The 22,262-nt window shown below is 61.9% G+C and carries 25 protein-coding genes; 17 read left to right on the forward strand and 8 right to left on the reverse strand.

Translation table 11 applies throughout. The annotated features are described in order from the left end of the window. Nucleotides 1-176: 176 nt before the first annotated feature. From NKH89_RS28980 to hslV, 5 genes are all read right to left on the reverse strand, one after another. Entirely contained in the window at nucleotides 177-1,136 is a 960-nt protein-coding gene (locus tag NKH89_RS28980) for a DUF1402 family protein (RefSeq protein ID WP_023718256.1), read from the reverse strand. A gap of 184 nt (nucleotides 1,137-1,320) precedes the next feature. Next, nucleotides 1,321-2,634, reverse strand: a complete 1,314-nt coding sequence (gene hslU / locus NKH89_RS28985; protein WP_023718257.1) for an ATP-dependent protease ATPase subunit HslU — start codon at nucleotides 2,632-2,634, stop codon at nucleotides 1,321-1,323. Between the two features lie 4 nt (nucleotides 2,635-2,638). Then, nucleotides 2,639-3,235 carry a DUF2585 domain-containing protein gene (locus tag NKH89_RS28990; RefSeq protein ID WP_023718258.1) on the reverse strand — a complete coding sequence of 199 codons (597 nt, stop codon included), beginning with the start codon at nucleotides 3,233-3,235 and terminating at the stop codon, nucleotides 2,639-2,641. Nucleotides 3,236-3,239: 4 nt separating this feature from the next. Further along, nucleotides 3,240-3,782: a GNAT family N-acetyltransferase gene (locus NKH89_RS28995; RefSeq protein WP_352495253.1), complete on the reverse strand. Its 543-nt coding sequence runs from the start codon at nucleotides 3,780-3,782 to the stop codon at nucleotides 3,240-3,242. Beyond that, a complete protein-coding gene (gene hslV, locus NKH89_RS29000; RefSeq protein ID WP_023718260.1) occupies nucleotides 3,772-4,323 on the reverse strand; it encodes an ATP-dependent protease subunit HslV in 552 nt (183 codons plus the stop codon). Before hslV ends, NKH89_RS28995 begins: the two co-directional genes overlap by 11 nt. A gap of 225 nt (nucleotides 4,324-4,548) precedes the next feature. Between hslV and hisB the strand changes: the two genes are divergently transcribed. The 15 genes from hisB (at nucleotide 4,549) to NKH89_RS29075 (ending at nucleotide 16,577) form a co-directional block, all read left to right on the forward strand. Continuing rightward, the gene (gene hisB, locus NKH89_RS29005; RefSeq protein WP_023718261.1) at nucleotides 4,549-5,148 is read left to right on the forward strand and encodes an imidazoleglycerol-phosphate dehydratase HisB; all 600 of its coding nucleotides are present in this window, start codon (nucleotides 4,549-4,551) and stop codon (nucleotides 5,146-5,148) included. A 4-nt stretch (nucleotides 5,149-5,152) separates the two neighbouring features. Then, nucleotides 5,153-5,626 (forward strand): DUF2628 domain-containing protein, encoded by a 474-nt coding sequence (locus NKH89_RS29010; protein WP_352484489.1) that lies wholly within the window; start codon nucleotides 5,153-5,155, stop codon nucleotides 5,624-5,626. 1 nt (nucleotide 5,627) lies between these two features. Beyond that, nucleotides 5,628-6,278, forward strand: coding sequence for an imidazole glycerol phosphate synthase subunit HisH (gene hisH / locus NKH89_RS29015; RefSeq protein WP_352484488.1), 651 nt, complete (start codon nucleotides 5,628-5,630; stop codon nucleotides 6,276-6,278). Nucleotides 6,279-6,281: 3 nt separating this feature from the next. Then, entirely contained in the window at nucleotides 6,282-6,572 is a 291-nt protein-coding gene (locus NKH89_RS29020) for a DUF1330 domain-containing protein (RefSeq protein ID WP_352484487.1), read from the forward strand. 2 nt (nucleotides 6,573-6,574) lie between these two features. Next, nucleotides 6,575-7,324, forward strand: coding sequence for a 1-(5-phosphoribosyl)-5-[(5-phosphoribosylamino)methylideneamino]imidazole-4-carboxamide isomerase (gene hisA / locus NKH89_RS29025; protein WP_023718265.1), 750 nt, complete (start codon nucleotides 6,575-6,577; stop codon nucleotides 7,322-7,324). Beyond that, complete coding sequence (locus tag NKH89_RS29030) at nucleotides 7,321-8,157, forward strand: arginase family protein (protein WP_352495251.1); 837 nt, start codon at nucleotides 7,321-7,323, stop codon at nucleotides 8,155-8,157. Before hisA ends, NKH89_RS29030 begins: the two co-directional genes overlap by 4 nt. After that, entirely contained in the window at nucleotides 8,154-8,948 is a 795-nt protein-coding gene (gene hisF, locus NKH89_RS29035) for an imidazole glycerol phosphate synthase subunit HisF (protein WP_023718267.1), read from the forward strand. Before NKH89_RS29030 ends, hisF begins: the two co-directional genes overlap by 4 nt. A gap of 36 nt (nucleotides 8,949-8,984) precedes the next feature. Continuing rightward, a complete protein-coding gene (locus NKH89_RS29040; protein ID WP_254815934.1) occupies nucleotides 8,985-9,311 on the forward strand; it encodes a phosphoribosyl-ATP diphosphatase in 327 nt (108 codons plus the stop codon). 18 nt (nucleotides 9,312-9,329) lie between these two features. Continuing rightward, the gene (gene coaA / locus NKH89_RS29045; protein WP_023718269.1) at nucleotides 9,330-10,289 is read left to right on the forward strand and encodes a type I pantothenate kinase; all 960 of its coding nucleotides are present in this window, start codon (nucleotides 9,330-9,332) and stop codon (nucleotides 10,287-10,289) included. Between the two features lie 76 nt (nucleotides 10,290-10,365). Beyond that, on the forward strand, nucleotides 10,366-11,373 hold the full coding sequence (locus NKH89_RS29050; RefSeq protein WP_031193759.1) for a glycosyltransferase family 2 protein: 1,008 nt from the start codon (nucleotides 10,366-10,368) through the stop codon (nucleotides 11,371-11,373). Then, nucleotides 11,373-12,143, forward strand: coding sequence for a class I SAM-dependent methyltransferase (locus NKH89_RS29055; RefSeq protein WP_023718271.1), 771 nt, complete (start codon nucleotides 11,373-11,375; stop codon nucleotides 12,141-12,143). Before NKH89_RS29050 ends, NKH89_RS29055 begins: the two co-directional genes overlap by 1 nt. A 7-nt stretch (nucleotides 12,144-12,150) precedes the next feature. Next, nucleotides 12,151-12,546: a GtrA family protein gene (locus NKH89_RS29060; RefSeq protein WP_023718272.1), complete on the forward strand. Its 396-nt coding sequence runs from the start codon at nucleotides 12,151-12,153 to the stop codon at nucleotides 12,544-12,546. A gap of 73 nt (nucleotides 12,547-12,619) precedes the next feature. Continuing rightward, nucleotides 12,620-14,110 carry a hypothetical protein gene (locus NKH89_RS29065; protein ID WP_023718273.1) on the forward strand — a complete coding sequence of 497 codons (1,491 nt, stop codon included), beginning with the start codon at nucleotides 12,620-12,622 and terminating at the stop codon, nucleotides 14,108-14,110. Between the two features lie 91 nt (nucleotides 14,111-14,201). Then, nucleotides 14,202-15,800, forward strand: a complete 1,599-nt coding sequence (locus NKH89_RS29070) for a hypothetical protein (protein ID WP_023718274.1) — start codon at nucleotides 14,202-14,204, stop codon at nucleotides 15,798-15,800. Nucleotides 15,801-15,875: 75 nt separating this feature from the next. Further along, nucleotides 15,876-16,577, forward strand: a complete 702-nt coding sequence (locus NKH89_RS29075; protein WP_352484484.1) for a hypothetical protein — start codon at nucleotides 15,876-15,878, stop codon at nucleotides 16,575-16,577. Here NKH89_RS29075 and NKH89_RS29080 read toward each other — a convergent pair. The 3 genes from NKH89_RS29080 to NKH89_RS29090 all read right to left on the reverse strand — a co-directional run bounded on the left by NKH89_RS29080 (nucleotide 16,540) and on the right by NKH89_RS29090 (nucleotide 19,406). Next, a complete protein-coding gene (locus NKH89_RS29080) occupies nucleotides 16,540-17,157 on the reverse strand; it encodes an alpha-ketoglutarate-dependent dioxygenase AlkB (RefSeq protein ID WP_352484500.1) in 618 nt (205 codons plus the stop codon). The two genes, NKH89_RS29075 and NKH89_RS29080, sit on opposite strands and share 38 nt — an antisense overlap. A gap of 131 nt (nucleotides 17,158-17,288) precedes the next feature. Further along, nucleotides 17,289-17,726: an alternative ribosome rescue aminoacyl-tRNA hydrolase ArfB gene (gene arfB, locus NKH89_RS29085; RefSeq protein WP_023718277.1), complete on the reverse strand. Its 438-nt coding sequence runs from the start codon at nucleotides 17,724-17,726 to the stop codon at nucleotides 17,289-17,291. Between the two features lie 69 nt (nucleotides 17,727-17,795). Further along, on the reverse strand, nucleotides 17,796-19,406 hold the full coding sequence (locus NKH89_RS29090; RefSeq protein ID WP_352484483.1) for a phosphoenolpyruvate carboxykinase: 1,611 nt from the start codon (nucleotides 19,404-19,406) through the stop codon (nucleotides 17,796-17,798). A 342-nt stretch (nucleotides 19,407-19,748) separates the two neighbouring features. On the opposite strand from NKH89_RS29090, the gene NKH89_RS29095 reads away from it, so the two are divergent. Continuing rightward, nucleotides 19,749-20,450: a response regulator transcription factor gene (locus NKH89_RS29095; protein ID WP_023677547.1), complete on the forward strand. Its 702-nt coding sequence runs from the start codon at nucleotides 19,749-19,751 to the stop codon at nucleotides 20,448-20,450. Nucleotides 20,451-20,472: 22 nt separating this feature from the next. Next, the gene (locus NKH89_RS29100; protein ID WP_352484482.1) at nucleotides 20,473-22,257 is read left to right on the forward strand and encodes a sensor histidine kinase; all 1,785 of its coding nucleotides are present in this window, start codon (nucleotides 20,473-20,475) and stop codon (nucleotides 22,255-22,257) included. The last annotated feature ends 5 nt before the right edge of the window (nucleotides 22,258-22,262 follow it).

The following is a 22,262-nucleotide window of genomic DNA, read 5'->3' on the forward strand; positions in this document are numbered from 1 at the left end:
GGATGCGCCGGACTTTTTTCAACAATATCCACCCCTTGCTGCCCATCAGATCGCGCGCGCGACAAAGCTGTTCCCCAGCCGGGGGCGATCCCTTGAAAGGATCGACGGGTTCGAAGCCACAGAGTTCAAGCAGATAGGCGATTTCCTGGCGCAGGCTCCACCGCAGACCTTCACCGCTAAAACAGCGCCTTCAGCTCCGGCAGCTTGTCGTTGACTAGCCAGCCATAGTAATTTTCCTCAGGCAGCTTTTCCGGCTCGCCCGCAGCGCGGCGCTTGTCGTTCTCGGCCTTCAGCGCATAGGCACGCTGTTCCGGATTGCCGACATTGTAGAGCGTCGACGTGATGCCGGGATTGCCTGAGATGTCGAAGCCGGCAATGCTTTTATAGGCGTCGATCGACTTCCGGATCGTTGCCGCGACATAAGGCAGGGTCAGGTCAGGATCCATGATGGTCTTGTAGACCGCGTTCGGGTCGCCGACGTCGAGCTCCGGCAGGCCGGAAACCTTGTGCACGAGATCGCTCATCTGCAGTGCCGTCAGCGGATTGAGCTGGCCAAGACCAAAAGTCTGGCCGGCATAATAGGGCTGGAAGAAAGTCGCGCCGAAGCGGTCGTTGGGAAAGCTCTCGCCGTTGACGGTCTTGCCGCGGAACGACCGGTTCCACACCTGCTCGCGGCATTCCCAGAGTTCGTAACTGTCCGATTTGCCCGCGCACTTGGCAAATTGCGGCCGTTGCACGAAATCGGTGATGTCTTCGCCTTCATAGGCGAAGGAGAGTTTGCTCGACAGATACGAGATCGCCTTGACGTAGTAGGTCTGCAGCCGGTCGTAGGCATCGACATTGTAGGTGTGCTCGCCGACGATGGCGCCGACGATATGCATCGGGTCGATGCCATAGGCCGCGGCTGCCTGCATGATCTTGCCACGCAGCTCGGCATCGTTCTGGAGCAGCGCAAACACTTTGCGGTATTTCGCCTGGAAGGTGGTGTTGGTCGCCTGGGTGCGCCGGCTGGATGCGCCCGGTATGTCGGGCTGCTCGGTGTTGCGGTTGCCGGGCGGCACCATGGTTGCCGCTTGCGCGGCGAACATGGCTGCCGCCAGCGTCAGCCCGAGAATGACGAGGATCAGTTTTTTCATGCGCCGCCGCCCAAATAGTCGCCGGGCAAACTAGGTAATGCTCCAACGGGAGTCGAGAGACGCCTGCACCCGACGGGACGAAAGCTCGCCGGATGCTTCCATTTGGCCACACATCGGAAATGCCGGGCTGAATTTGGCGGAGACCGGGAGCAATTCCCCGGCCTCTTTGAGGATGAAGCGTCTCCTACAGGATGAAACGCGACAAATCCGTGTTTCTGGAGAGGTCGCCGACATGCTTCTCCACATAGGCGGCATCGACGGTCACGGAGGTGCCGTTGCGGTCCGGTGCGTCATAGGAGATCTCGTCCAGCACCCGTTCCATCACCGTCTGCAGCCGCCTGGCGCCGATGTTCTCGACGCTGGCGTTGAGGTCAACAGCGATGCCGGCCAACGAGTCGATCGCGTCATCGGTGAAGACCAGGTCGACTCCCTCGGTCTTCATCAGTGCGATATACTGCTTGATCAGGCTGGCTTCGGTCTCGGTGAGGATGCGGACGAAATCGTCCTTCTCCAGCGCCCGCAGCTCGACACGGATCGGCAGGCGGCCCTGCAATTCCGGCAGCAAGTCGGATGGCTTGGCGACGTGGAACGCACCTGAAGCGATGAACAGGATGTGGTCGGTCTTCACCGGTCCGTATTTGGTCGCAACCGTGGTGCCTTCGACCAGCGGCAGCAGGTCGCGCTGCACGCCCTCGCGCGAAACACCGGCACCGATGCCGCCTTCGCGCGAGGCGATCTTGTCGATCTCGTCGAGGAAGACAATGCCGTCATTCTCGGTCGATTCGAGTGCCCTGCGCACCACCTCGTCCTGGTCGAGCAACTTGTCGGACTCGTCGCTGATCAACAGCCCGTAGGACTCTTTAACGGTCGTCTTGCGCATCTTGGTTTTCTTGCCGCCCATCGCTTTCGACAGCATGTCGTTGATGTTGAGCACGCCGATATTGGCGCCCGGCATGCCGGGGATCTCGAAGCCGGGCATGCCGCCATTGCCGGTATCGGCCACTTCGATCTCGATCTCCTTGTCGTCAAGCTCGCCGTCGCGCAGCTTCTTGCGGAAACTGTCACGGGTGGCCGGACTCGCCGTCTTGCCGACGAGCGCTTCAAGCACCCTTTCCTCGGCGTTGATGTGGGCACGCGCCTCGACGTCCTCACGCATCTTCTCGCGCACCAGCCCGATGGCGATCTCGACCAGATCGCGGATGATCTGCTCGACATCGCGGCCGACATAGCCGACCTCCGTAAACTTGGTGGCTTCGACCTTGACGAAAGGCGCACCGGCAAGGCGCGCCAAGCGGCGAGAAATCTCGGTCTTGCCGACACCGGTCGGGCCGATCATCAGGATGTTCTTCGGCATCACCTCTTCGCGCATCTGGCCCTCGAGCTGCTGGCGGCGCCAGCGGTTGCGCAAGGCAATCGCCACGGCACGCTTGGCGTCTTTCTGGCCGATGATGAAGCGGTCGAGTTCCGAAACGATTTCGCGGGGAGAGAAGGTGCTCATGTCACTAAATTCCACTTTGCCACTGCCGAATGGACTCGAACGGATGCAGCAGCATGATCACGTTGAGTGTCAGATTGTCCCGGATGAGATAGCCGACACCGAATTCGAAGATGAGGGCGAGGGTTACGATCACCCATATAGGAAGCCTTCGCGCCATGACAAACCCCAGCACCATGGCCAGCGTGTCCGACACCGAATTGATGACGCTGTCGCCATAATAGTCGAGCGAGATCGTGCCGGCGCGATAGCGATCGATGATGAAAGGGCTGTTCTCGAGCAGCTCCCAGCCGCCCTCTATCACCACCGCAAAGGCCAGCCTGAGCCCGATCGGCGAGCGCGGGAAAAGAAACCACGCCAGCGCATAGAACAGGAAGCCGTGAATGATGTGCGAGAAGCTGTACCAGTCGGAGATATGCTGGGAATTCTCGGAGCTCTGCACGATGCCGTGCCACAGCTTGACGTAGCCGCAGGTGCAAATCGGCGTCCGCCCCATGCCGTAGAGGACCCCTGCCTGGAATATGACCAGACCGAGAACCAACAGAAGCCCCATTCGCCAACTGTCTTCGTAGGCCGAGACGGTTTTGTCGCTGGATACGCTCATGCTGCTATTGCCCCTCTTCTGCGTCACCCTGTTCGGCATCACCCTCTGGGGCATCAATCGCCATCAGCACGGCATCGCCATATTCCGACTTCCTGCGATCGATAGCCCTGAAACCGGCTTTTTCATAGGCACGGATAGCCCGTGCATTGGCCGGGTCCGGGTCGATGATGACGCGCGGCGCACCTTCCTCGAAAAGCTGCTCGACGAACTGCCGGACGATCGCCGAGCCGTGGCCGGTCCCGACAAGCTCCGGCACGCCGATCGACAGATCGATGCCGAGCGTGCCGAACGGCTGGTCGCTATAGGGATGACCGTCCTCCAGATGCGGATCGTAGCTCTGCAAATAGCCGATGGGTTTGCCGTCGAGCTCGATAATCAGCGGCTCGACCGAAATGCTGTCGATATGCTCGCGGATCTCCGCGATCTCGGTCTCTGGGTCGTTCCACCATTCGGTGACATGCGGCTCGGCAAGCCAGCCGGCGATCATCGGCAGGTCCCTCTCGGTCACCGGCCGAAAACCGTAGCGGAGGCTCCGCTCAGGCGGCATCGAGGGTTTCGACGACGAAGCTGTTGTTGGTGTAGACGCAAATGTCGGACGCGATCTGCATCGCCTTGCGGGCGATCTCCTCGGCGTCCTTATCGGTATCCATCAGGGCGCGGGCCGCGGCCAGCGCGTAGTTGCCGCCGGAGCCGATGGCCATCACGCCAAATTCGGGCTCCAGCACGTCGCCGGTGCCGGTCAGCGCCAGCGACACCGACCTGTCGGCCACCAGCATCATTGCTTCCAGCCGGCGCAAATAGCGGTCGGTGCGCCAGTCCTTGGCGAGCTCGACGCAGGCGCGTGTCAGCTGGTCGGGATATTGTTCGAGCTTGGCTTCGAGCCGCTCCAGCAGCGTGAAGGCATCGGCGGTGGCGCCGGCGAAGCCGGCAATGACGTTGCCGCCCTTGCCGATGCGGCGCACCTTCTTGGCGTTGCCCTTCATGATGGTCTGGCCGAGGCTGACCTGGCCGTCGCCGGCGATCACCACTTTGCCGCCCTTGCGCACGGTTAGGATGGTCGTGGCATGCATGGTCAGTTCATTAGACATTTTCTGCTCCGGTCAGCACCGATCCCATCAAGGCGATTGGCGCGTTACGAGTGACTTGATCGGCCATATGTATGCATAGGCCAGACGATTGCAAACCGGCCATCCACCGGGCCGGATAGTGCTCCGCAGCGGTAACTGGCAATCGCCGGATCATGCTGCTAGAAGGCTTTCGTTTTCAGGCATGTGAACGCCTGAATCGTGCAAATCTGAGACAAGGATGAGGTCATGGTGCCCCGTTCCGCCGAGATAAGCCGCAAGACCAAGGAAACCGACATCTCCGTGTCGGTTCAGGTCGACGGCTCGGGCAAATCCGACATTTCGACGGGCGTCGGCTTCTTCGACCATATGCTGGACCAGTTATCGCGCCATTCGCTGATCGACATGACGGTGAAGGCCAAGGGCGACCTGCACATAGACGACCACCACACGGTCGAGGATACTGGTATCGCGCTTGGGCAGGCGCTGGCCAAGGCATTGGGCGAGCGGCGCGGCATCATGCGCTATGCTTCGATCGATCTCGCCATGGACGAGACGCTGACGCGGGCGGCGATCGACGTCTCCGGCCGGCCTTTTCTGGTCTGGAATGTTTCGTTCTCATCGCCGAAGATCGGTACGTTCGACACCGAGCTGGTGCGCGAATTCTTCCACGCGCTGGCGCAGAATGCCGGCATCACGCTGCATGTCACCAATCATTACGGCGCCAACAACCACCACATTGCCGAGACCTGCTTCAAGGCCGTGGCGCGTGCGCTGCGTTCGGCGCTCGAGCGCGACCCGCGCCAGCCGGACGCGGTTCCCTCCACCAAGGGATCCCTGAAAGGGTAGCGCCATGGCCATCTATGTCGCGATGGAACCGCCAGGCCGCAGCGAAAGGGTGGACACCACCTTTGTCCGTGACGGCTTTGCCTGGCTCGGCTTCCTATTGCCGCCGCTGTGGCTGGCCTGGCACCGGCTGTGGGTCGAGGCGGCATTGGCCTTTGTCGCCATGGGCCTGCTTTCGATGCTGGGCGAAAGCCTGGGCCTGGAAAGCGCAGGCTCGCTTTTGTCCCTCCTTGTCATGCTCTTTGTCGGACTGGAAGGGCAGGCCCTGCGGATCGCAGCACTGCGCCGCCGTGGCTGGCGTGAATGGGGTGTCGTCGAGGCCGACAGGCTCGACGATGCCGACATTCGCTACGCGTTGGAAACCGATGCGGATTCGAATGCACGGTCCCCCGCACAGCGCATCGTCCCGGACGCAGCACTTGCCCGGCCGACGCCGATGGGCATGGCACTGGGGCTGACCCATATTCCGGGAAAGCGCTGAGATGCGGGTCGCGATCATCGATTACGGGTCGGGCAATCTGCGCTCGGCCACCAAGGCCTTCGAGCGTGCCGCTCATGAAGCCGGCATTGCCGCCGCGATTGAACTCACAGCCGATGCCGAGCGGGTCAGGACCGCCGACCGCATCGTCCTGCCCGGCGTTGGCGCCTATGCCGATTGCGCCGCTGGACTGCGCGCTGTGGCCGGCATGTGGGAAGCGGTCGAGGAGGTCGCGATCGTCAAGGGACGGCCGTTCCTAGGCATCTGCGTCGGCATGCAGCTGATGTCGGAGCGAGGCTTGGAGAAAACGGTTACGAAAGGGTTTGGCTGGATCGCCGGCGACGTCAAGGAGATCACGCCGGCCGATCCGACACTGAAGATCCCGCAGATCGGCTGGAACACGATTGACCTGAAGCGCAAGCATCCGCTGTTTTCCGGCATTGCGACGGGCGGGAAGGGGCTGCACGCCTACTTCGTCCACTCCTACCATCTCGATGCACGGAAGGAGGACGAGGTGCTGGCGGTCGCCGACTACGGTGGCCCGGTGACGGCCGCTGTCGCCCGCGGCAATCTCGCCGGAACGCAATTCCACCCCGAGAAGAGCCAGGCGCTCGGCCTCGCTTTGATCACCAACTTCCTGCAATGGAGGCCCTAGGTCATGAGCAAGAAGGGCTATTGGATGGCGATGGTCGATGTCCGCGACCCCGAGGTCTACAAGCAGTACATCGAGGCCAATGCCGCGGCTTTTGCGAAATACGGCGCGAAGTTTCCCGTGCGCGCCGGACGGTATACCAGCCCGGAAGGGCCGACAGGCAATCGCCACGTGCTGGTGGAATTCGAATCCTACGAGACGGCGATCGCCTGCTACGGCTCGCCTGAATACCAGGAGGCCTTGAAGTACAGGCTCGCCGGCTCGACCGGCCACTTTGTCATCGTCGAAGGCGCCTGAAGGTGATCCTGTTTCCGGCGATAGACCTCAAGGACGGCAAATGCGTGCGCCTCAAGCATGGCGACATGGCGACCGCGACGGTCTACAATGACGATCCCGCCGCTCAGGCGCGCGCCTTCGAAGAGCAGGGCTTCGAATGGCTGCACGTCGTCGACCTCAACGGCGCCTTCAAGGGCCAGAGCGTCAACAGCGCGGCAGTCGGCGCCATCCTCAAGGCGACGAACAACCCGGTGCAGCTCGGCGGCGGCATCCGCACTCTGGCGCAGATCGAGGACTGGCTCGACCGTGGGCTGGCCCGCGTCATTCTTGGCACTGTGGCGGTGCGCGATCCGGATCTGGTCAGGCAGGCTTGCAAGGCATTCCCGGGCAAGATCGCCGTCGGCATCGACGCCAAGGGCGGCAAGGTCGCGGTCGAAGGCTGGGCGGAGGCCTCGAGCCTCGGCGTCATCGAACTGGCGAGGAAATTCGAGGGCGCCGGCGTTGCTGCCATCATCTACACCGACATTGATCGAGACGGGGTGCTGACCGGCATCAACTGGGACGCCACCATCGATCTCGCCGAGGCGGTTTCGATCCCGGTCATCGCCTCGGGCGGGCTCGCCTCGATCGCCGACATTGTGCGCATGACCATGCCCGATGCGCGGAAGCTCGAAGGCGCGATCTCCGGCCGCGCGCTCTACGACGGCCGCATCGACCCGGCCGAGGCACTGGCGATCCTGCGTGGCAAACCGATGGCAGGGGCGTCATCATGAAAGTCTCGATTATCCTCGCCCCCTATGACAGCGGGCACCATCATGAAGGGTGCGGCCAGGGGCCGGACGCCATCATCGGCGGTGGGCTCGTCGAAGCTCTGACCGTGGCCGGCCATGACGTCGCCGTCGAAGATATCGGCAAGGTGGGAGACGAGCAGGGGCGCGAAATCGCAACCGGCTTCGCCGTCTGCAACGCCGTCGCGGCCAAGGTCGGCCTCGCCCGCGACGGAGGAGGCTTCCCCATTGTCCTTGCTGGAAATTGCCTGACCGCCGCCGGTGCGGTTGCCGGTGAAGACGCGGATTCGATTATCTGGATCGATCAGCATGGCGATCTCAACACGCCAGAGACGTCCGCCTACGGCTTTCTCGACGGCATGGCGCTGGCGGCGACACTCGGGCTCTGCTGGCGTCCGATGGCGGCAGCAATTCCGGGATTCCGGCCGATGGACCCGGCGCACTGCATGCTGGTCGATGCCCGCGACCTCGATCCCGACGAAAAGCGCCTGCTGGAAACTTTGCCGATCGTGCGCGCCGAATGTGCCGGTGCGCTCGATATGGTGGGAAAGCTCACAGCGGCAGGGGCTGTTCGGGGACATCTGCATCTGGACCTGGATGTCCTCGATCCGGATGTGCTGCAGGTGAACCGCTACACGCATCCGGGCGGTCCGAGTCCGGAACAGCTGCGGCAGCTTGCCTGCGGGCTGGCCAGATCCATCCCGATCGTGGGCGTGACGCTCTCGGCCTACGATCCGGCCTTTGATTCCCAGTCCGAGGTTCCGTCCGTCGTCGGCCAGCTGCTTGTCGACCTTCTTGCGGCGATCGAGAGGATCTGATGCTGAAAGCCCGCGTCATCCCCTGTCTCGACGTCAAGAACGGTCGCGTCGTCAAGGGCGTCAATTTCGTCGACCTGGTCGATGCCGGCGATCCCGTCGAAGCGGCAAAAGCCTATGACGCGGCCGGCGCCGACGAGCTCTGCTTTCTCGACATCACTGCCTCGTCGGAAAACCGCGAGACCATCTTCGATGTCATTACCCGAACGGCCGAACAATGTTTCATGCCGCTGACTGTCGGTGGTGGCGTCCGCCAGGTCGCCGACATCAGAAAGCTGCTTCTGGCCGGCGCCGACAAGGTGTCGATCAATACGGCGGCGGTGAAAACCCCAAATTTTGTCGCCGAGGCTGCCGACAAGTTTGGCAACCAGTGCATCGTCGTCGCCATCGACGCCAAGAAAGTGTCCGCTGCGGGCGAGGCTGATCGCTGGGAGATCTTCACCCATGGCGGCCGCGAGAAGACCGGCATCGATGCCGTCGAGTTCGCTCGGCGGATCGTCGATCTCGGCGCCGGCGAGATCCTGTTGACGTCGATGGACCGCGACGGCACCAAGGCCGGCTACGACATAGCGCTTACCCGCGCGGTCGCCGACGCCGTACGCGTGCCGGTCATCGCTTCCGGTGGCGTCGGCACGCTCGATCACATGGTCGAAGGCATTCGCGACGGCCATGCGGGCGCGGTGCTGGCAGCCTCGATCTTCCATTTCGGCACCTACAGCATCGCCGAAGCCAAGATGCATATGGCTCAGGCCGGACTGCCGATGCGGCTGGACTCGCCGGGTAATCGGTCCTAGAGCCTTTCCGGCTAAGAAGAGGCTGTAAACGCCGTTATGACCGAGTTCTCACTCTCCGATCTGGAGAAGATCATTGGCGAACGCGCACGTTCCGGCGATCCGGATTCGTGGACGGCCAAGCTCTTTCAGCGCGGCATGAGCAAGGCAGCGCAGAAACTCGGCGAAGAGGCGGTCGAAACGGTGATCGCAGCCGTCAGCGCCGACCGGGACGCGCTTGTTTCGGAAAGCGCCGATCTCATCTATCATTGGCTTGTCGTTCTCGGCATAGCGGACATTCCGCTGAGCGATGTGCTCAACGAGCTTGAACGCCGCACCGGTCGTTCGGGCATCGCCGAAAAGGCGTCTCGGCTGGACCGGGGCTGATCGCTGCGGAGGAACTCGATGGACCAGCTCGCTCCTACCGAGAAGTATTCACCCTATCGGTTCTTCTCGGCGGAGCAATGGTCGCGGTTCCGCGCCGATACGCCGATGACGCTCACCGAGGACGAGGTCCGTCGTCTGCGGTCGCTGAACGATCCGGTCGATCTCCACGAGGTCGAGCGCATCTACCTTTCGATGTCGCGGCTGTTGTCGGCCCATGTCGAAGCCAGTCAACTCCTGTTCAGGCAACGCCAGGTTTTTTTCAACGCGCTGGACGTGGCCAAGACACCGTTCATCATCGGCATTGCCGGTTCCGTGGCGGTTGGCAAATCGACCACGGCGCGCGTGCTAAAGGAGCTGCTGGCGCGCTGGCCGTCGAGTCCCAAGGTCGATCTGGTCACCACCGACGGTTTCCTGCTGCCGAACGAAGTCCTGCGCCGCAACAATCTGATGGAGCGCAAGGGCTTTCCCGACAGCTACGACGTCGGCGCGCTGCTGCGTTTCCTGTCCGGCATCAAATCGGCGCAGCGCAACGTCCGCGCGCCGGTCTATTCGCACCTGACCTATGACGTTATCCCGGGCGAGTTCCAGACCATCGACAGGCCGGACATCCTGATCTTCGAGGGCATCAATGTCCTGCAACCTGGCAAGCTGCCGAAGGACGGCAAGATCGTGCCTTTCCTGTCAGATTTCTTCGACTTCGCCATCTATATCGATGCCGAGGAGGCGCTTATCCATCACTGGTATATCGCCCGCTTCATGCGGCTGCGCGAAACCGCCTTCCGCGACCCAGCCTCCTTCTTCCACCGCTATTCGCAACTTTCCGAGGATGCGGCCCGCGCCATCGCCGAGGGCCTGTGGACCAACATCAACCTGAAGAACTTGCGCGAGAATATATTGCCGACCCGCGCCCGCGCCGATCTCATCCTGCGCAAGGGCGCCAATCATCTGGTCGAGGAAGTGGCGCTCCGAAAACTGTGAAATCCCGATTCATTCCTTAAAGTCATCTTAACCCCGTCTTCCTATTGTCAGGCCTGATCTGCGGGCTCGGCAAACAATGAATGCGCCATTCCTAAATATTGATCGGCCGGCAGCGGACCGCGTCGCACATCCGGGCAGCGGCGCCGCCACGATTGCCCTGATCGTGCCGGTCCACAATGAGGAAGGCGCGATTGCCCCGTTCCTGAAGGCGGTGTGCGAAAGCACCGCTCCGCTGAAGGACAATGGCGTTGCCCTCGAGTTCATCTTCGTCAACGACGGCAGCAGCGATACGACGCTCGAAAAGCTGATCGAAGCCCAACAAGCAGACCCTCGCATCCACATAATCGACCTTTCACGCAATTTCGGCAAGGAAGCCGCGATGACCGCGGGCCTCGACAGCTGCGATGCCGATGCCGCGATCCCGATGGACGTCGATATGCAGGATCCGCCGCATGTCATCCCCTTGCTTGTGGAAAAGTGGCGCGAGGGGTTCGAGGTTGTTCTTGCCAAGCGAGCCAACCGGTCGAGCGACAGCTTTCTCAAGCAGCGCTCCGCCTCGATGTTCTACCGCGTTCACAACTGGATCGCGCAGCAGAAGATCCCGCACGATGTCGGCGACTTCCGTTTGATCGACCGTCAGGTCATCCAGGCGCTGCGGTCTTTGCCCGAACGCCGTCGTTTCATGAAGGGCCTGTTCGCCTGGGTCGGGTTCCGCACCGCAAGCGTCGAATATGTCCGCGATCAGCGGATCGCCGGCCAGTCGAAATTCTCCGGCTGGAAGCTGTGGAACTTCGCGCTCGAAGGCATCACCAGCTTCTCCACCGCTCCGCTTGAAATCTGGACCTATGTCGGCGCGACGATTTCCGCGCTGTCGTTCCTCTACGGCCTGCTGATCGTCGCCAAGACAATGATCTTTGGCGTTGATGTGCCCGGCTACGCCTCGCTGCTGGTCAGCGTTCTTTTTCTTGGCGGCATCCAGTTGCTCGGCATCGGCATCATCGGACAATACCTCGGCAGGGTCTACGCCGAGATCAAGCAGCGTCCGATCTACATTGTGCGCCGCAAATATGAGGGAATGAGCTAATGGAGCTCGACGCCTACCGACAGATGGCCGCCACCGAAGACGAGCATTGGTGGTTCTGCGGGCGTCGCGCCATCGCAGAGGCGGTCATTCGCAGCATCGACCTGCCCGAAAAGGCGCGCATCGTCGAGATCGGCGCCGGCACCGGCGGCAACATCCGGATGCTGGAGCAGTTCGGCACCGTGACGGCAGTCGAGATGAGCGATCTCGCACGCAGGATTGCCTGGGAAAAGACCGGCCGCGACTTCCTTGCCGGACATCTGCCGGACAACATTCCTGTCACGCCGCAAAGCTGCGACCTGGTTTGCCTGTTCGACGTGCTGGAACATGTCGCCGAAGACGAGGCATCGCTTGCCGCGATCCGCCAGATGCTGAAACCAGCCGGCAGCGTCATCCTTACGGTGCCCGCACACCAATGGTTGTGGAGCACGCATGATGTGGGGCTGCATCATATGCGGCGCTATTCACGCAATCTGCTGCGTGAACGAATTGAAAGGGCTGGTTTCAGGATTGACCGGCTGAGCTACACAAATGCCGCACTCTTTCCTGTAGCGGCACTGGCACGGCTGGTGGATAGGTTGCGCAAGCCCGCCTTGCCAGCCGGCCATGCAACGCCGTCGAAACCACTGAATGCGGCGATGAAGGCAGTGTTTTCGGCGGAAGGCCGCATCATACCAAATGCAAGCCTGCCCTTCGGTGTTTCGCTGCTGGCGGTATTCCGCAAGGACGACGCCGTCGAAACCGGTCGCCTCGACGAGAAATTGGCAGCTTGACCGCGCAATGGGCACCGGTTCGTATCGTCGACTATCGCGCTTTGCGCTAATTGGCATTGCGTCGACGCTGATCTATGCCGTTTGTGCTCTCCTGCTGTCGCGTGGGCAGGCGACGGCGGCCCTGCCGGCGGCGCTCACATCGTTTGCGGCCTACGCCGTTGCCGCGCTGTTTTCTTACACCGGGCATAAATATTTCACCTTCACCTCGGGCGGCAGCCACGCGATGGAACTGCCCCGCTTTCTCCTGCTCACCGCTTCCGGCCTCGCTGTCGCAATCGCCCTGCCGGGGCTTTTGACCCAGATGCTCGGCGTCCCTGCCGCAGTCCCGATCCTGCTTACCTGCATTGCCGTGCCGGTCATCAACTATGTCGTCCTCGGACGCTGGGTGTTTCGTGGTCTCTAGCGCGCGATCCCTTAGTGAACTGCTGCCCGGTGCCAACCGTTTCTCGCCGTTTGCGGGCGTGGCGGGCGCCCCGTTGCTGCTGGCCTGCCTGGTCGTCATATACGCCGTCTGGCTGACAACAATTGCGATACCGACCAATGTCGACGTGTCATGGCTTCTGGTCGTCTGTGATCGGCTGCTTGGCGGAGAGCGGCTCAACACCGACATCATGGAGACCAACCCACCTTTCTCGATCTGGCTCTACATGCCGTTCATGCTCCTGGAAAAGCTCACCGGCATACGTGCGGAATTCTGGCTGACGCTTGGTGTCGTTTGCCTGAGCCTGGCCAGTCTTTTCGTTTCTGTCCGCATTCTCGCGCGCGATGAACCGGTTTACCGGCAGCCCCATGCGTTCTGGGCAGCAGCGGCGGCCCTGGGCTGGGTTCTCTGTTTCATGCCGGATCAATTCGGCCAACGCGAGCACTTCGCGTTGATTGCCATTCTGCCTTGGGTGGCGTTGCAATGCACACGTCAGCGGAACCCGGATTTCAGCGCCGGCTCGCGCCTGGAGCACATGGTCGCGGGCTTCGGCGCGGCGATCGTGGTCATGGTCAAGCCGCCCTATTTTGCGCTGGCCTTCATGTTGCCGTCACTCTGTCTTGCGGTTGAAAGGCGGTCGCTGAAACCGCTCTTCGTCGTGGAGAACCTGCTTGGCGCTACGATCGTGGCCGCCTATGTCGCGTCCATCGCGCTCTTCGACCGTGCTTATTTAAGCGAAGTCCTGCCCTTGGTCAGCGAGGTCTATCTTCCGTTGAGGGCCTCTACCGCCGATATGCTGGCGAACTGGCCGAAAGTGGTGCTGCTTCTGGCCGCCGCTACCGTGCTTGCGGCCGGCGGCCTGAGGCAGACGAACTGGGACGTCAGGATTCCGCTTCTGACCGCACTGGGGTTCATTCCGGCCTTCATCGTCATGGGCAAGGGTTGGCCCAATCACGCCCTGGCGATGGTCGTTGTTGCAACACTTGCATTTGGCATCCAGCTTCTGCGGTTCGGCACATTCCGCAGTGCAGGGTTCATTCGCAAGGCCGCCCTGATCTTCGGCTGCGTGCTGGTGCTGCAACTAGCGGTCAGGGCACAGTACGCGGCGCTGACGACGGACAACGGCCCGATCGGGCGCTCTGTCGCCGCGATCCGCGCAACGGTCGAAACCCCGACCATCATGTCGATCGCCGACCGGATGCAGGTTGCCCATCCCCTCGCCAGGCTGGTCGACGGCAGGTTCATATCACGCCATCCGAGCGCCTGGGCGGTCTCCAACGCTGACACGCTCGCCCGCGCCACCGGCGATCTCGAACGGAGACGGGAACTTGAAAGCATCCGCGATCGGGTGATCGGCGAATACGCCGCCGAGATATCAGCGAAGAAGCCCGATGTCGTGCTGTCAGGCTCGCCCGCGCGGACAGCCCTGATGCTGCAGGACAAGCGGATCGGAGCCGCCTTGGCCGACTATCGTCTGCTGCACCACGAGCCGGAAATCACTGTCTATCTGCGTTACACGGCGCCTGCGCCGCTCCAAACCAATTGAGCAGAGGCTCCCGGAAGACCATGGCACGGCTGGATCCAATCGCTCCGCTGGACGACGTATGGCTCGAGCTCGAGAGCCTCGGTGCAACATCATGAGCGTCTCGAACGACATTGACGGCTTGAGCCGGTGGCGCGGCCGGAATATCGCGGCGGCGCTGCTTCCTAGCCGCAATGTCCTGGCCATTGCCGCAGTCACCGTGTTCTCCATCGTCTGGCAGCGGCGTTGGGGGACTGTTCCCGATACTAGCTGGCTGATCACGGTATGCGAGCGGATGCTCTCCGGTGAGCGGCTTTACTCGCAGATCCACGAGACCAACCCTCCATTCAGCGTATGGCTCTATCTGCCGCCAGTGGCTGTGGCCAGATTGCTGGGCGCCGCCCCGGAAATCCTGGTTGAGGCCTGGACATACCTTGCCGTGCTTATCGGACTTTCGCTCTCGGGCGTGATCGTCAAGCGCGGGGGTTTCACCGAAACTGCATCACTGTTTGCACTGGGGCCAGCGTTTTGCGCAATGCTGGTGATCTTCCCCGGCAACGCCTTCAGCGAGCGAGAGCATATCGGCATGGCGCTTTTCATGCCGCTGCTTGCGCTTCACGCCTGGCGTGCGCGCAGAGATGCAGCCGCCCAACCAGGCCCGGGGATCGCCGTACTCGCCGGCCTGTCGGGCAGCATTTTGCTGCTGGTCAAGCCCTACTATGCGATCATGGTGTTGGCGCCAGCGCTGGTCGTTGCAGTGCGCCGGCGCAGCCTGAAATCGATCTTCGCCCTGGAACACTGGGTCATTGGCGGCATCTGCATTGTCTATCTCGGCGCGGTCACGCTGATCCATCCGGAATTCCTGCGCGACATCTATCCCCTCTTGGCGGATGTTTATGGAAAGCTCGGCATCTTTTGGCCCATCGTGATCGGCCACGGTTTCGCGTGGTGTTTCCTCGTCTTCCTGATTTGGTGGCTGTGGCCGGCCGGGCGGTTTCCAGAGCTGGCGGCGGTAGCGCTGGCTGCATCGATCGCCGGCATGTTTCCCCTGTTCTACCAAGCGAAAGGCTGGTCTTATCATGCCTATCCCGCGATCTTTTGCGCCGTGGCAGCCATTTTGTGCCTGCTGGCAGTGCCCAGGATCGTGCGGCAGCCGTCGAAGCTGTTGGCGTTCGTGACGGCGCCTTCGCGAGCTTGGGCACTGGCGGGGGTGGCAATCGCTTTCTTGCCATACTGGAGCACCCAGAAACCGGGGCCGGCGCTGGTTGCCGCCATTCGCGCCGCGACCGATCGGCCTACTATTGCGTTGATCAGTTCGGATATGTCCTCGGGACATCCGTTGACCCGCATGATCGATGGGCAGTTCGTTTCGACCCATGTCAGCGATTGGCTCGGAGTGTTCGCGCTTTCCCTGTCCCGGCAGGCAGCCCTTTCCGGTGATACCGCTGAAGCCACGCGTTACCAGGCCATCATGGCGCGTTACGTCGAAAGCAAACGCAAAGAATTCGCGCGTCTGCGCCCGGATATCATTGTCTTCAAGAAAAACAACGCGATGTGGACAAGCCAACTGACAGAGCGTTTTGGCTTTGACGCCATCCTGGCGCACTACCGCATTCTCGTCGAGGACGAGACCGAGCGCATCTATCTGCGCGACGATTATGTCCGGTCGGGCGACCGGCCACCCGAATTGAGCAAGGCCTCGGAAAAACCATGACGCGGCTGGTGGTCGTGGCCGGTCGGCCATTTCCCAGAGCTGGCTGCCGTAGCGCTGGCAGCATCTATTGCCGGCTTGTTCCCGCTGTTCTACCAGGACAAAGGCTGGACGTATCATGCCTACCCATCGATTTTTTACGCTGTAGCGGCTAGTCTTTGCTTGCTGGCCTTGCCGAGAAGCGAGCGGCAATCGGCAGGGCTGCTCTCCCGCCTGGCGGCTCCCCCGCGAGCCTTGGTGTCGCTGGCGATTGTGGCTGCCTTCTTACCGAACTGGGGCACTCAGAAGCCAGGCGCGGTGTTGGTCGCCGTGATACGCGCCGCGACCGATCGACCAAACGTCGCCTTGATCAGTCCAGATATAGACACTGGACATCCACTAAGCCGCATGATCGGCGGCCAGTTCGTTTCGGCCGATCCCAATGACTGGCTTGGAGCGTTTGCAATGGCTCTGTCCCGGCAAGCCACGCTTTCGCGTGACGTCGCCCAAGCCACGCATTACGAGATGATCATGGAGCGTTACGCTGAAAGCAAACGCCAAGAATTTGAGCGTCTGCGCCCTGATATTATTATCTCTACGAAAGTTATCAGGAAAGATGATGGCCCTTGGACAAGCCAACTGATGGAGCGTTTTGGCTTTGACGCGATCCTGGCGCACTATCGCATTCTCGTCGAGGACGAGACCGAGCGCATCTATCTGCGCGACGATTATGTCCGGCCGGGCGACCGGCCACCCGAACAGCCTATTTCGGCATCGTCACCCGACGCAGCGTCAGATTGATGCGGCCGCCGTTCTTGAGCAATGCCGAGGTCGAGGGGTAGATGCGGTCAACGCCGTGAAAGCAGAGGCGGCCTTCGCCGCCGAGCACGACGACGTCGCCGCTCTTCAATCTGAACGATTTGGTGGCGCCGTCGCGCATGGTCTGGCCGACCCGGAACAGGCAATCGTCGCCGAGTGAGGCCGAGACGACAGGCGCGGAGAAATCGCTCTCGTCGCGATCCTGGTGAAGACCCATCTTGGCATCCTGGGAATAGAAATTGACCAGGCAGGCCTCCGGCGGGTGCGCATAGGCAGATACGTCCCGCCACAGTTCGAGCAGCATCTCCGGGATCGGCGGCCATGGCCTTCCGGTCACCGGGTGAGTCGGCTGGTAGCGATAGCCGTGCTCCTTGTCGGTGACCCAGCCCAGCGGGCCGCAATTGGTCATGCGCACGCTCATCTCCTTGCCGGTACGCGGCATCGCCGGCACGAACAGCGGGGCTTCCTGCACGACCTCCCTGATATCTTCCACCAGCACTTCCTGCATGGCGCGCGACAGGTAACCAGGCATATGGCGGACGCCTTTGGGCAGCACGAGCATCGGGTCGCTTGATCCGTTGGTCTGGAAAATCAGAATGCCACCGTCAAACGAAAACGGCGACCCGAAAGCCGCCTCCGGCAGTGGCTGCACATTTCACACCGGCGATCTGGGATCCGAAGCCGATTCGGCTGTCAGTCATCCTCGACCCGGCCACGCATTTTCTTGATCGAGCCGCGCCCGGCTTTGCTCTTCAGCCGTCTTTCGACCGCGCCCTTGGACGGCCTTGTCTTCTTGCGCGGCGGTGGCGGCGGTTCGGCGGCCTTGGCGACCAGTGCCGTCAGCCGCGCCCGGGCGTCCGCCCGGTTCTGCTCCTGCGTGCGGAAGCGTCCGGCTTCGATGACGATGACGCCGTCCTTGGTGGCGCGCTGGCCGGCAAGCTTGATGGTCCGTTCGCGCACACGCTCCGACAGGCCCGGTGCATTGGCAGCATCGAAGCGCAATTGCACCGCCGTCGCCACCTTGTTGACGTTCTGGCCGCCCGGGCCGGACGAACGGATGAAGTCCTCGTGCAGGTCACCCGGATTAATCACCGCATCGTCGGTGATGATGATTTTTTCGTCGGCGTTCATGCCGCAGTCATGGCGCGGCAGGCGAAAAAAGAAAAGGCCCGATCGAAGCCGGGCCTTGAAGCGCGACGGCTATTCAGCCGCTACCTGCATGCGTGGTGCAGCGCCGAGCACGGTTGCGTCGACATGGGCCTCGAACTTTTCGAAATTGTCGACGAACATGCCAACCAGCCTTGCCGCCTGCCGGTCATAGGCGGGCTTGTCGATCCAGGTCGATCTCGGGTCGAGAATGGCGCGGTCGACGCCGGTAACCGTCACCGGCACGTCGAAACCGAAATTGGCGTCGGTCCGGAAGTCGGCCGCTTTCAGCGAGCCGTCGAGTGCTGCCGCAAGCAGCGCCCGCGTTGCCTTGATCGGCATCCGCTTGCCGGTGCCGTAAGCGCCGCCGGTCCAGCCGGTGTTGACCAGCCAGCAATCGACGCCGTGGCGGGCGATGAGCTCGCGCAGCAGATTGCCGTATTCCGACGGATGCCGCGGCATGAACGGTGCGCCGAAGCATGTCGAAAATGTCGCTTCGGGTTCAGTAACGCCTTTCTCGGTCCCCGCCACCTTGGCGGTATAGCCGGAGAGGAAATGGTACATCGCCTGCGCCGGGGTCAGCCGCGCGATCGGCGGCATCACGCCGAACGCGTCGGCGGTCAGCATGATGATATTCTTCGGGTGGTTGGCGCGCCCCGTCTTGCTGGCGTTCGGAATGAAGTGGAGCGGGTAGGCGCAGCGTGTGTTTTCGGTCAGCCCGCCATCGTCGAAATCCGGCACGCGACCGGCGTCGAGCGCGACATTCTCCAGCACCGTGCCGAAGCGCTGGGTGGTGGCGAAGATCTCCGGCTCGGCTTCGGCCGAAAGCTTGATCGTCTTGGCATAGCAGCCGCCTTCGAAATTGAAGATGCCGTGCGGTCCCCAGCCATGCTCGTCATCGCCGACCAGCGTGCGCGACGGGTCGGCCGACAACGTCGTCTTGCCGGTCCCGGAAAGGCCGAAGAAGACGGCCGCGTCGCCGGCGAGTCCTTCATTGGCAGAGCAATGCATCGGCATCACGCCTTTTGCCGGCAGCAGATAGTTGAGCACGGTGAATACCGACTTCTTCATCTCGCCGGCATAGGAGGTACCGCCGATCAACACGATCATGCGCGAAAGATCGACGGCGATCACCGTTTCGCCGCGCGTGCCGTGGCGGGCGGGATCGGCGCGGAACGACGGCAGGTCGATGATCGTCAAATCGGGCACGAAATGCTCGAGTTCGGCGGCTGCCGGCCGGATGAGCAGATTGCGGATGAACAAGGAGTGCCAGGCAAGCTCCGTGATCACCCGGGTCGGCAGCTTCAGCTCCTCGTCGGCGCCGCCGACCAGGTCCTGCACATAAAGGTCCTTTCCAGCCGCATGGGCGCGAAAATCGGCAAGCAGCGTATCGAACTGCCCCGGCGAAATCGCTTTGTTGTTGTCCCACCATACATGCGGCGCGGTGCTTTCGTCGCGCACCACGAATTTGTCCCTGGGCGAGCGGCCGGTGTGCTGCCCGGTTTCGGCGGCAAGCGCGCCATGCGCGGTGAGTCGGGCCTCGCCACGGCGGATTGCCTCCTCGTAGAGCGCGGCCGCGCCGAAATTATAGCGCACCACGCCCGTGGTTCTCAGGCCGATCCGATCGATTGTACATGCAGGATTGCGTTTGCCGGCTTCCGACATGGGTGTCCCTTCTTCGATTTACCGCGTCTTTACCGGCGAATTCCGGAACCCCCATTGCAGGAGCTAAAAACGTCAAAACCAGAAAAGGCGAATGATATCAAATCATTAATCGATTTAAATATTTTGAAAGTTGTTTAAATCGTTTATATGTGCAAAAACACTGATGGTTGCCCAAAGGATTGGCGATGTTCACTCGTCCAATCCATATCGAGGTACAATTGTGGCCGCCGGCATGCCGCGCGTGACAGCGGATAGAGCCTATGCCACATTTTGTACCTAATTTGTCCTGCAAAAGCCCCTTCTCGACGAAAGAAGGGACAGCTCATGAGGGAGCCGCTTGAAATGGCAACAATCGCGCTTGTCGACGACGATCGCAACATTCTGACTTCGGTTTCGATCGCCCTCGAATCCGAGGGTTATCGGGTTGAAACCTACACGGATGGGGCGTCGGCGCTGGAGGGACTGGCGGCGCGCCCGCCGAACCTCGCCATCCTCGACATCAAGATGCCGCGCATGGACGGCATGGAGCTGCTGCGCCGGATGCGCCAGAAATCCGACCTGCCGGTGATCTTCCTGACCTCCAAGGACGACGAGATCGATGAACTGTTCGGCCTCAAGATGGGCGCCGACGACTTCATTCGCAAACCCTTCTCGCAGCGTCTTCTGGTCGAGCGCGTCCGCGCCGTGCTGCGCCGCGCCAGTACCCGCGAGGCGGCCGCCAAGGCGCCCAACCAGCAGGCTCGGTCGCTTGAGCGCGGCCAGCTTGTCATGGACCAGGAGCGCCACACCTGCACCTGGAAGGGCGAGCCGGTGACGCTTACCGTCACCGAGTTCCTCATCCTGCATTCGCTGGCCCAGCGTCCAGGCGTCGTAAAAAGCCGTGATGCGCTGATGGATTCGGCTTATGATGAGCAGGTCTATGTCGATGACCGCACCATCGACAGTCACATCAAGCGGCTGCGCAAAAAGTTCAAGGCCGTCGATGATGACTTCGAAATGATCGAAACCCTTTACGGAGTCGGATATCGGTTCCGCGAAGCTTGAGTCGAGCGGGAGCTGCTATTCGATGGCAGTGGAAGTAGAGCGAGTGAGACGATCGGGCGCCGCCAGGCGCCCGCCGCGGATTCTGCCCGCCTTCGTGTCGAAAATCACGGTGCCGATGCGCCGGTTTCTCGGCCATCACATCTTTTCCAGCCTGACGCGGCGTATTCTCTTTCTCAATCTTGCCGGCCTGGCCGTCCTGGTCACCGGCATTCTCTACCTCAACACCTTTCGAGACGGGCTGATCGACGCCCGTGTCGAGAGCCTGATGACCCAGGGCGAGATCATTGCCGGCGCGATTGCTGCATCGGCGACGGTCGAGACCGATTCGATCAGCATCGATCCGGAAAAGCTGCTTGAGTTGCAGGCTGGCGAAAGCCTCGGCCCGGGCTCCGATCAGCTCGACAATCTCGATTTCCCGATCAATCCGGAGCGCGTGGCGCCGGTGCTCAGGCGGTTGATCTCGCCGACGCGCACGCGCGCCCGCATTTACGACCGCGACGCCAACCTGCTGCTCGATTCCCGCCATCTCTATTCGCGCGGTCAGATCCTTCGCTACGATCTGCCGCCGGTCGAAGAGGAGCAGCCGGATCTTCTGGAGCGCATCCAGAAATTCGTCTTCGATTTCTTCCGCAATAAGCAGCTGCCCGTCTATCGCGAGCAGCCGGGCGGCAACGGTGCTGCGTTTCCCGAAGTGGTCAAGGCGCTTACCGGCAGTCCGTCGACGATCGTGCGGATCTCGGAGCAGGGCGAGCAGATCGTTTCCGTGGCGGTGCCGATCCAGCGCTTCCGTGCCGTTCTCGGCGTACTGATGCTGTCGACCGAAGGTGGCGACATCGACAAGATCGTCGCGGCCGAGCGCAAGGCGATCCTGCGCGTGTTCGGCATCGCCGCGCTGGTTACCGCTATCCTGTCGATGCTGCTGGCCTCCACCATCGCCAACCCGCTGCGCCGGCTTTCCGCGGCGGCGGTCAGGGTTCGCCGCGGTGTCAAGAACCGCGAGGAAATTCCCGACTTCTCCGACCGCCAGGACGAGATCGGCAATTTGTCGATCGCCGTGCGCGACATGACCAATGCGCTCTACGCCCGCATTGAGGCGATCGAAAGTTTTGCCGCGGATGTCTCGCATGAATTGAAGAACCCACTCACCTCGCTGCGCAGCGCGGTGGAGACATTGCCGCTGGCCAAGAACGACAATTCGCGCAGCCGGCTGATGGATATCATCCAGCACGATGTGAGGCGCCTGGACCGCCTGATCACCGATATTTCCGATGCCTCCCGTCTCGATGCCGAACTGGCGCGGGAAGACGCGGGAACTGTCGACCTGAAGAAGTTCATCACCGATCTGGTCGCCGTCTCGCGCGAGGCCACACGCAACAAGAAGGCGGTCGAGATCGAATTCAAGGTCGCCAAACTGCCGCAGGGCGTGAAAGGCTACTTCGTCGTCGGCCATGATCTGAGGATCGGCCAGGTGATCACCAACCTGATCGAGAATGCCCGCTCGTTCGTTCCCGAAGAACGTGGCCACATCACCATATCGCTGGCGCGCGCCGGCAAGTTCAACATCGTCACCGTCGACGACAATGGCCCCGGCATCCGGGCCGACAACATCGATCGCATTTTCGAGCGGTTCTATACCGACCGGCCGGCCGGCGAGGCGTTCGGCCAGAACTCGGGCCTTGGCCTGTCGATATCCCGGCAGATCGTCGAAGCCCATGGCGGCACGTTGAGCGCCGAGAACATCCCGGGCACCAAGCCTGGCGAGATCAAGGGCGCCCGCTTCGTGGTGACGCTGCCGGCCGAAGGCTGACGGAT

It is taken from the genome of Mesorhizobium sp. M0923, from assembly GCF_040319365.1.
Classification (GTDB): domain Bacteria; phylum Pseudomonadota; class Alphaproteobacteria; order Rhizobiales; family Rhizobiaceae; genus Mesorhizobium.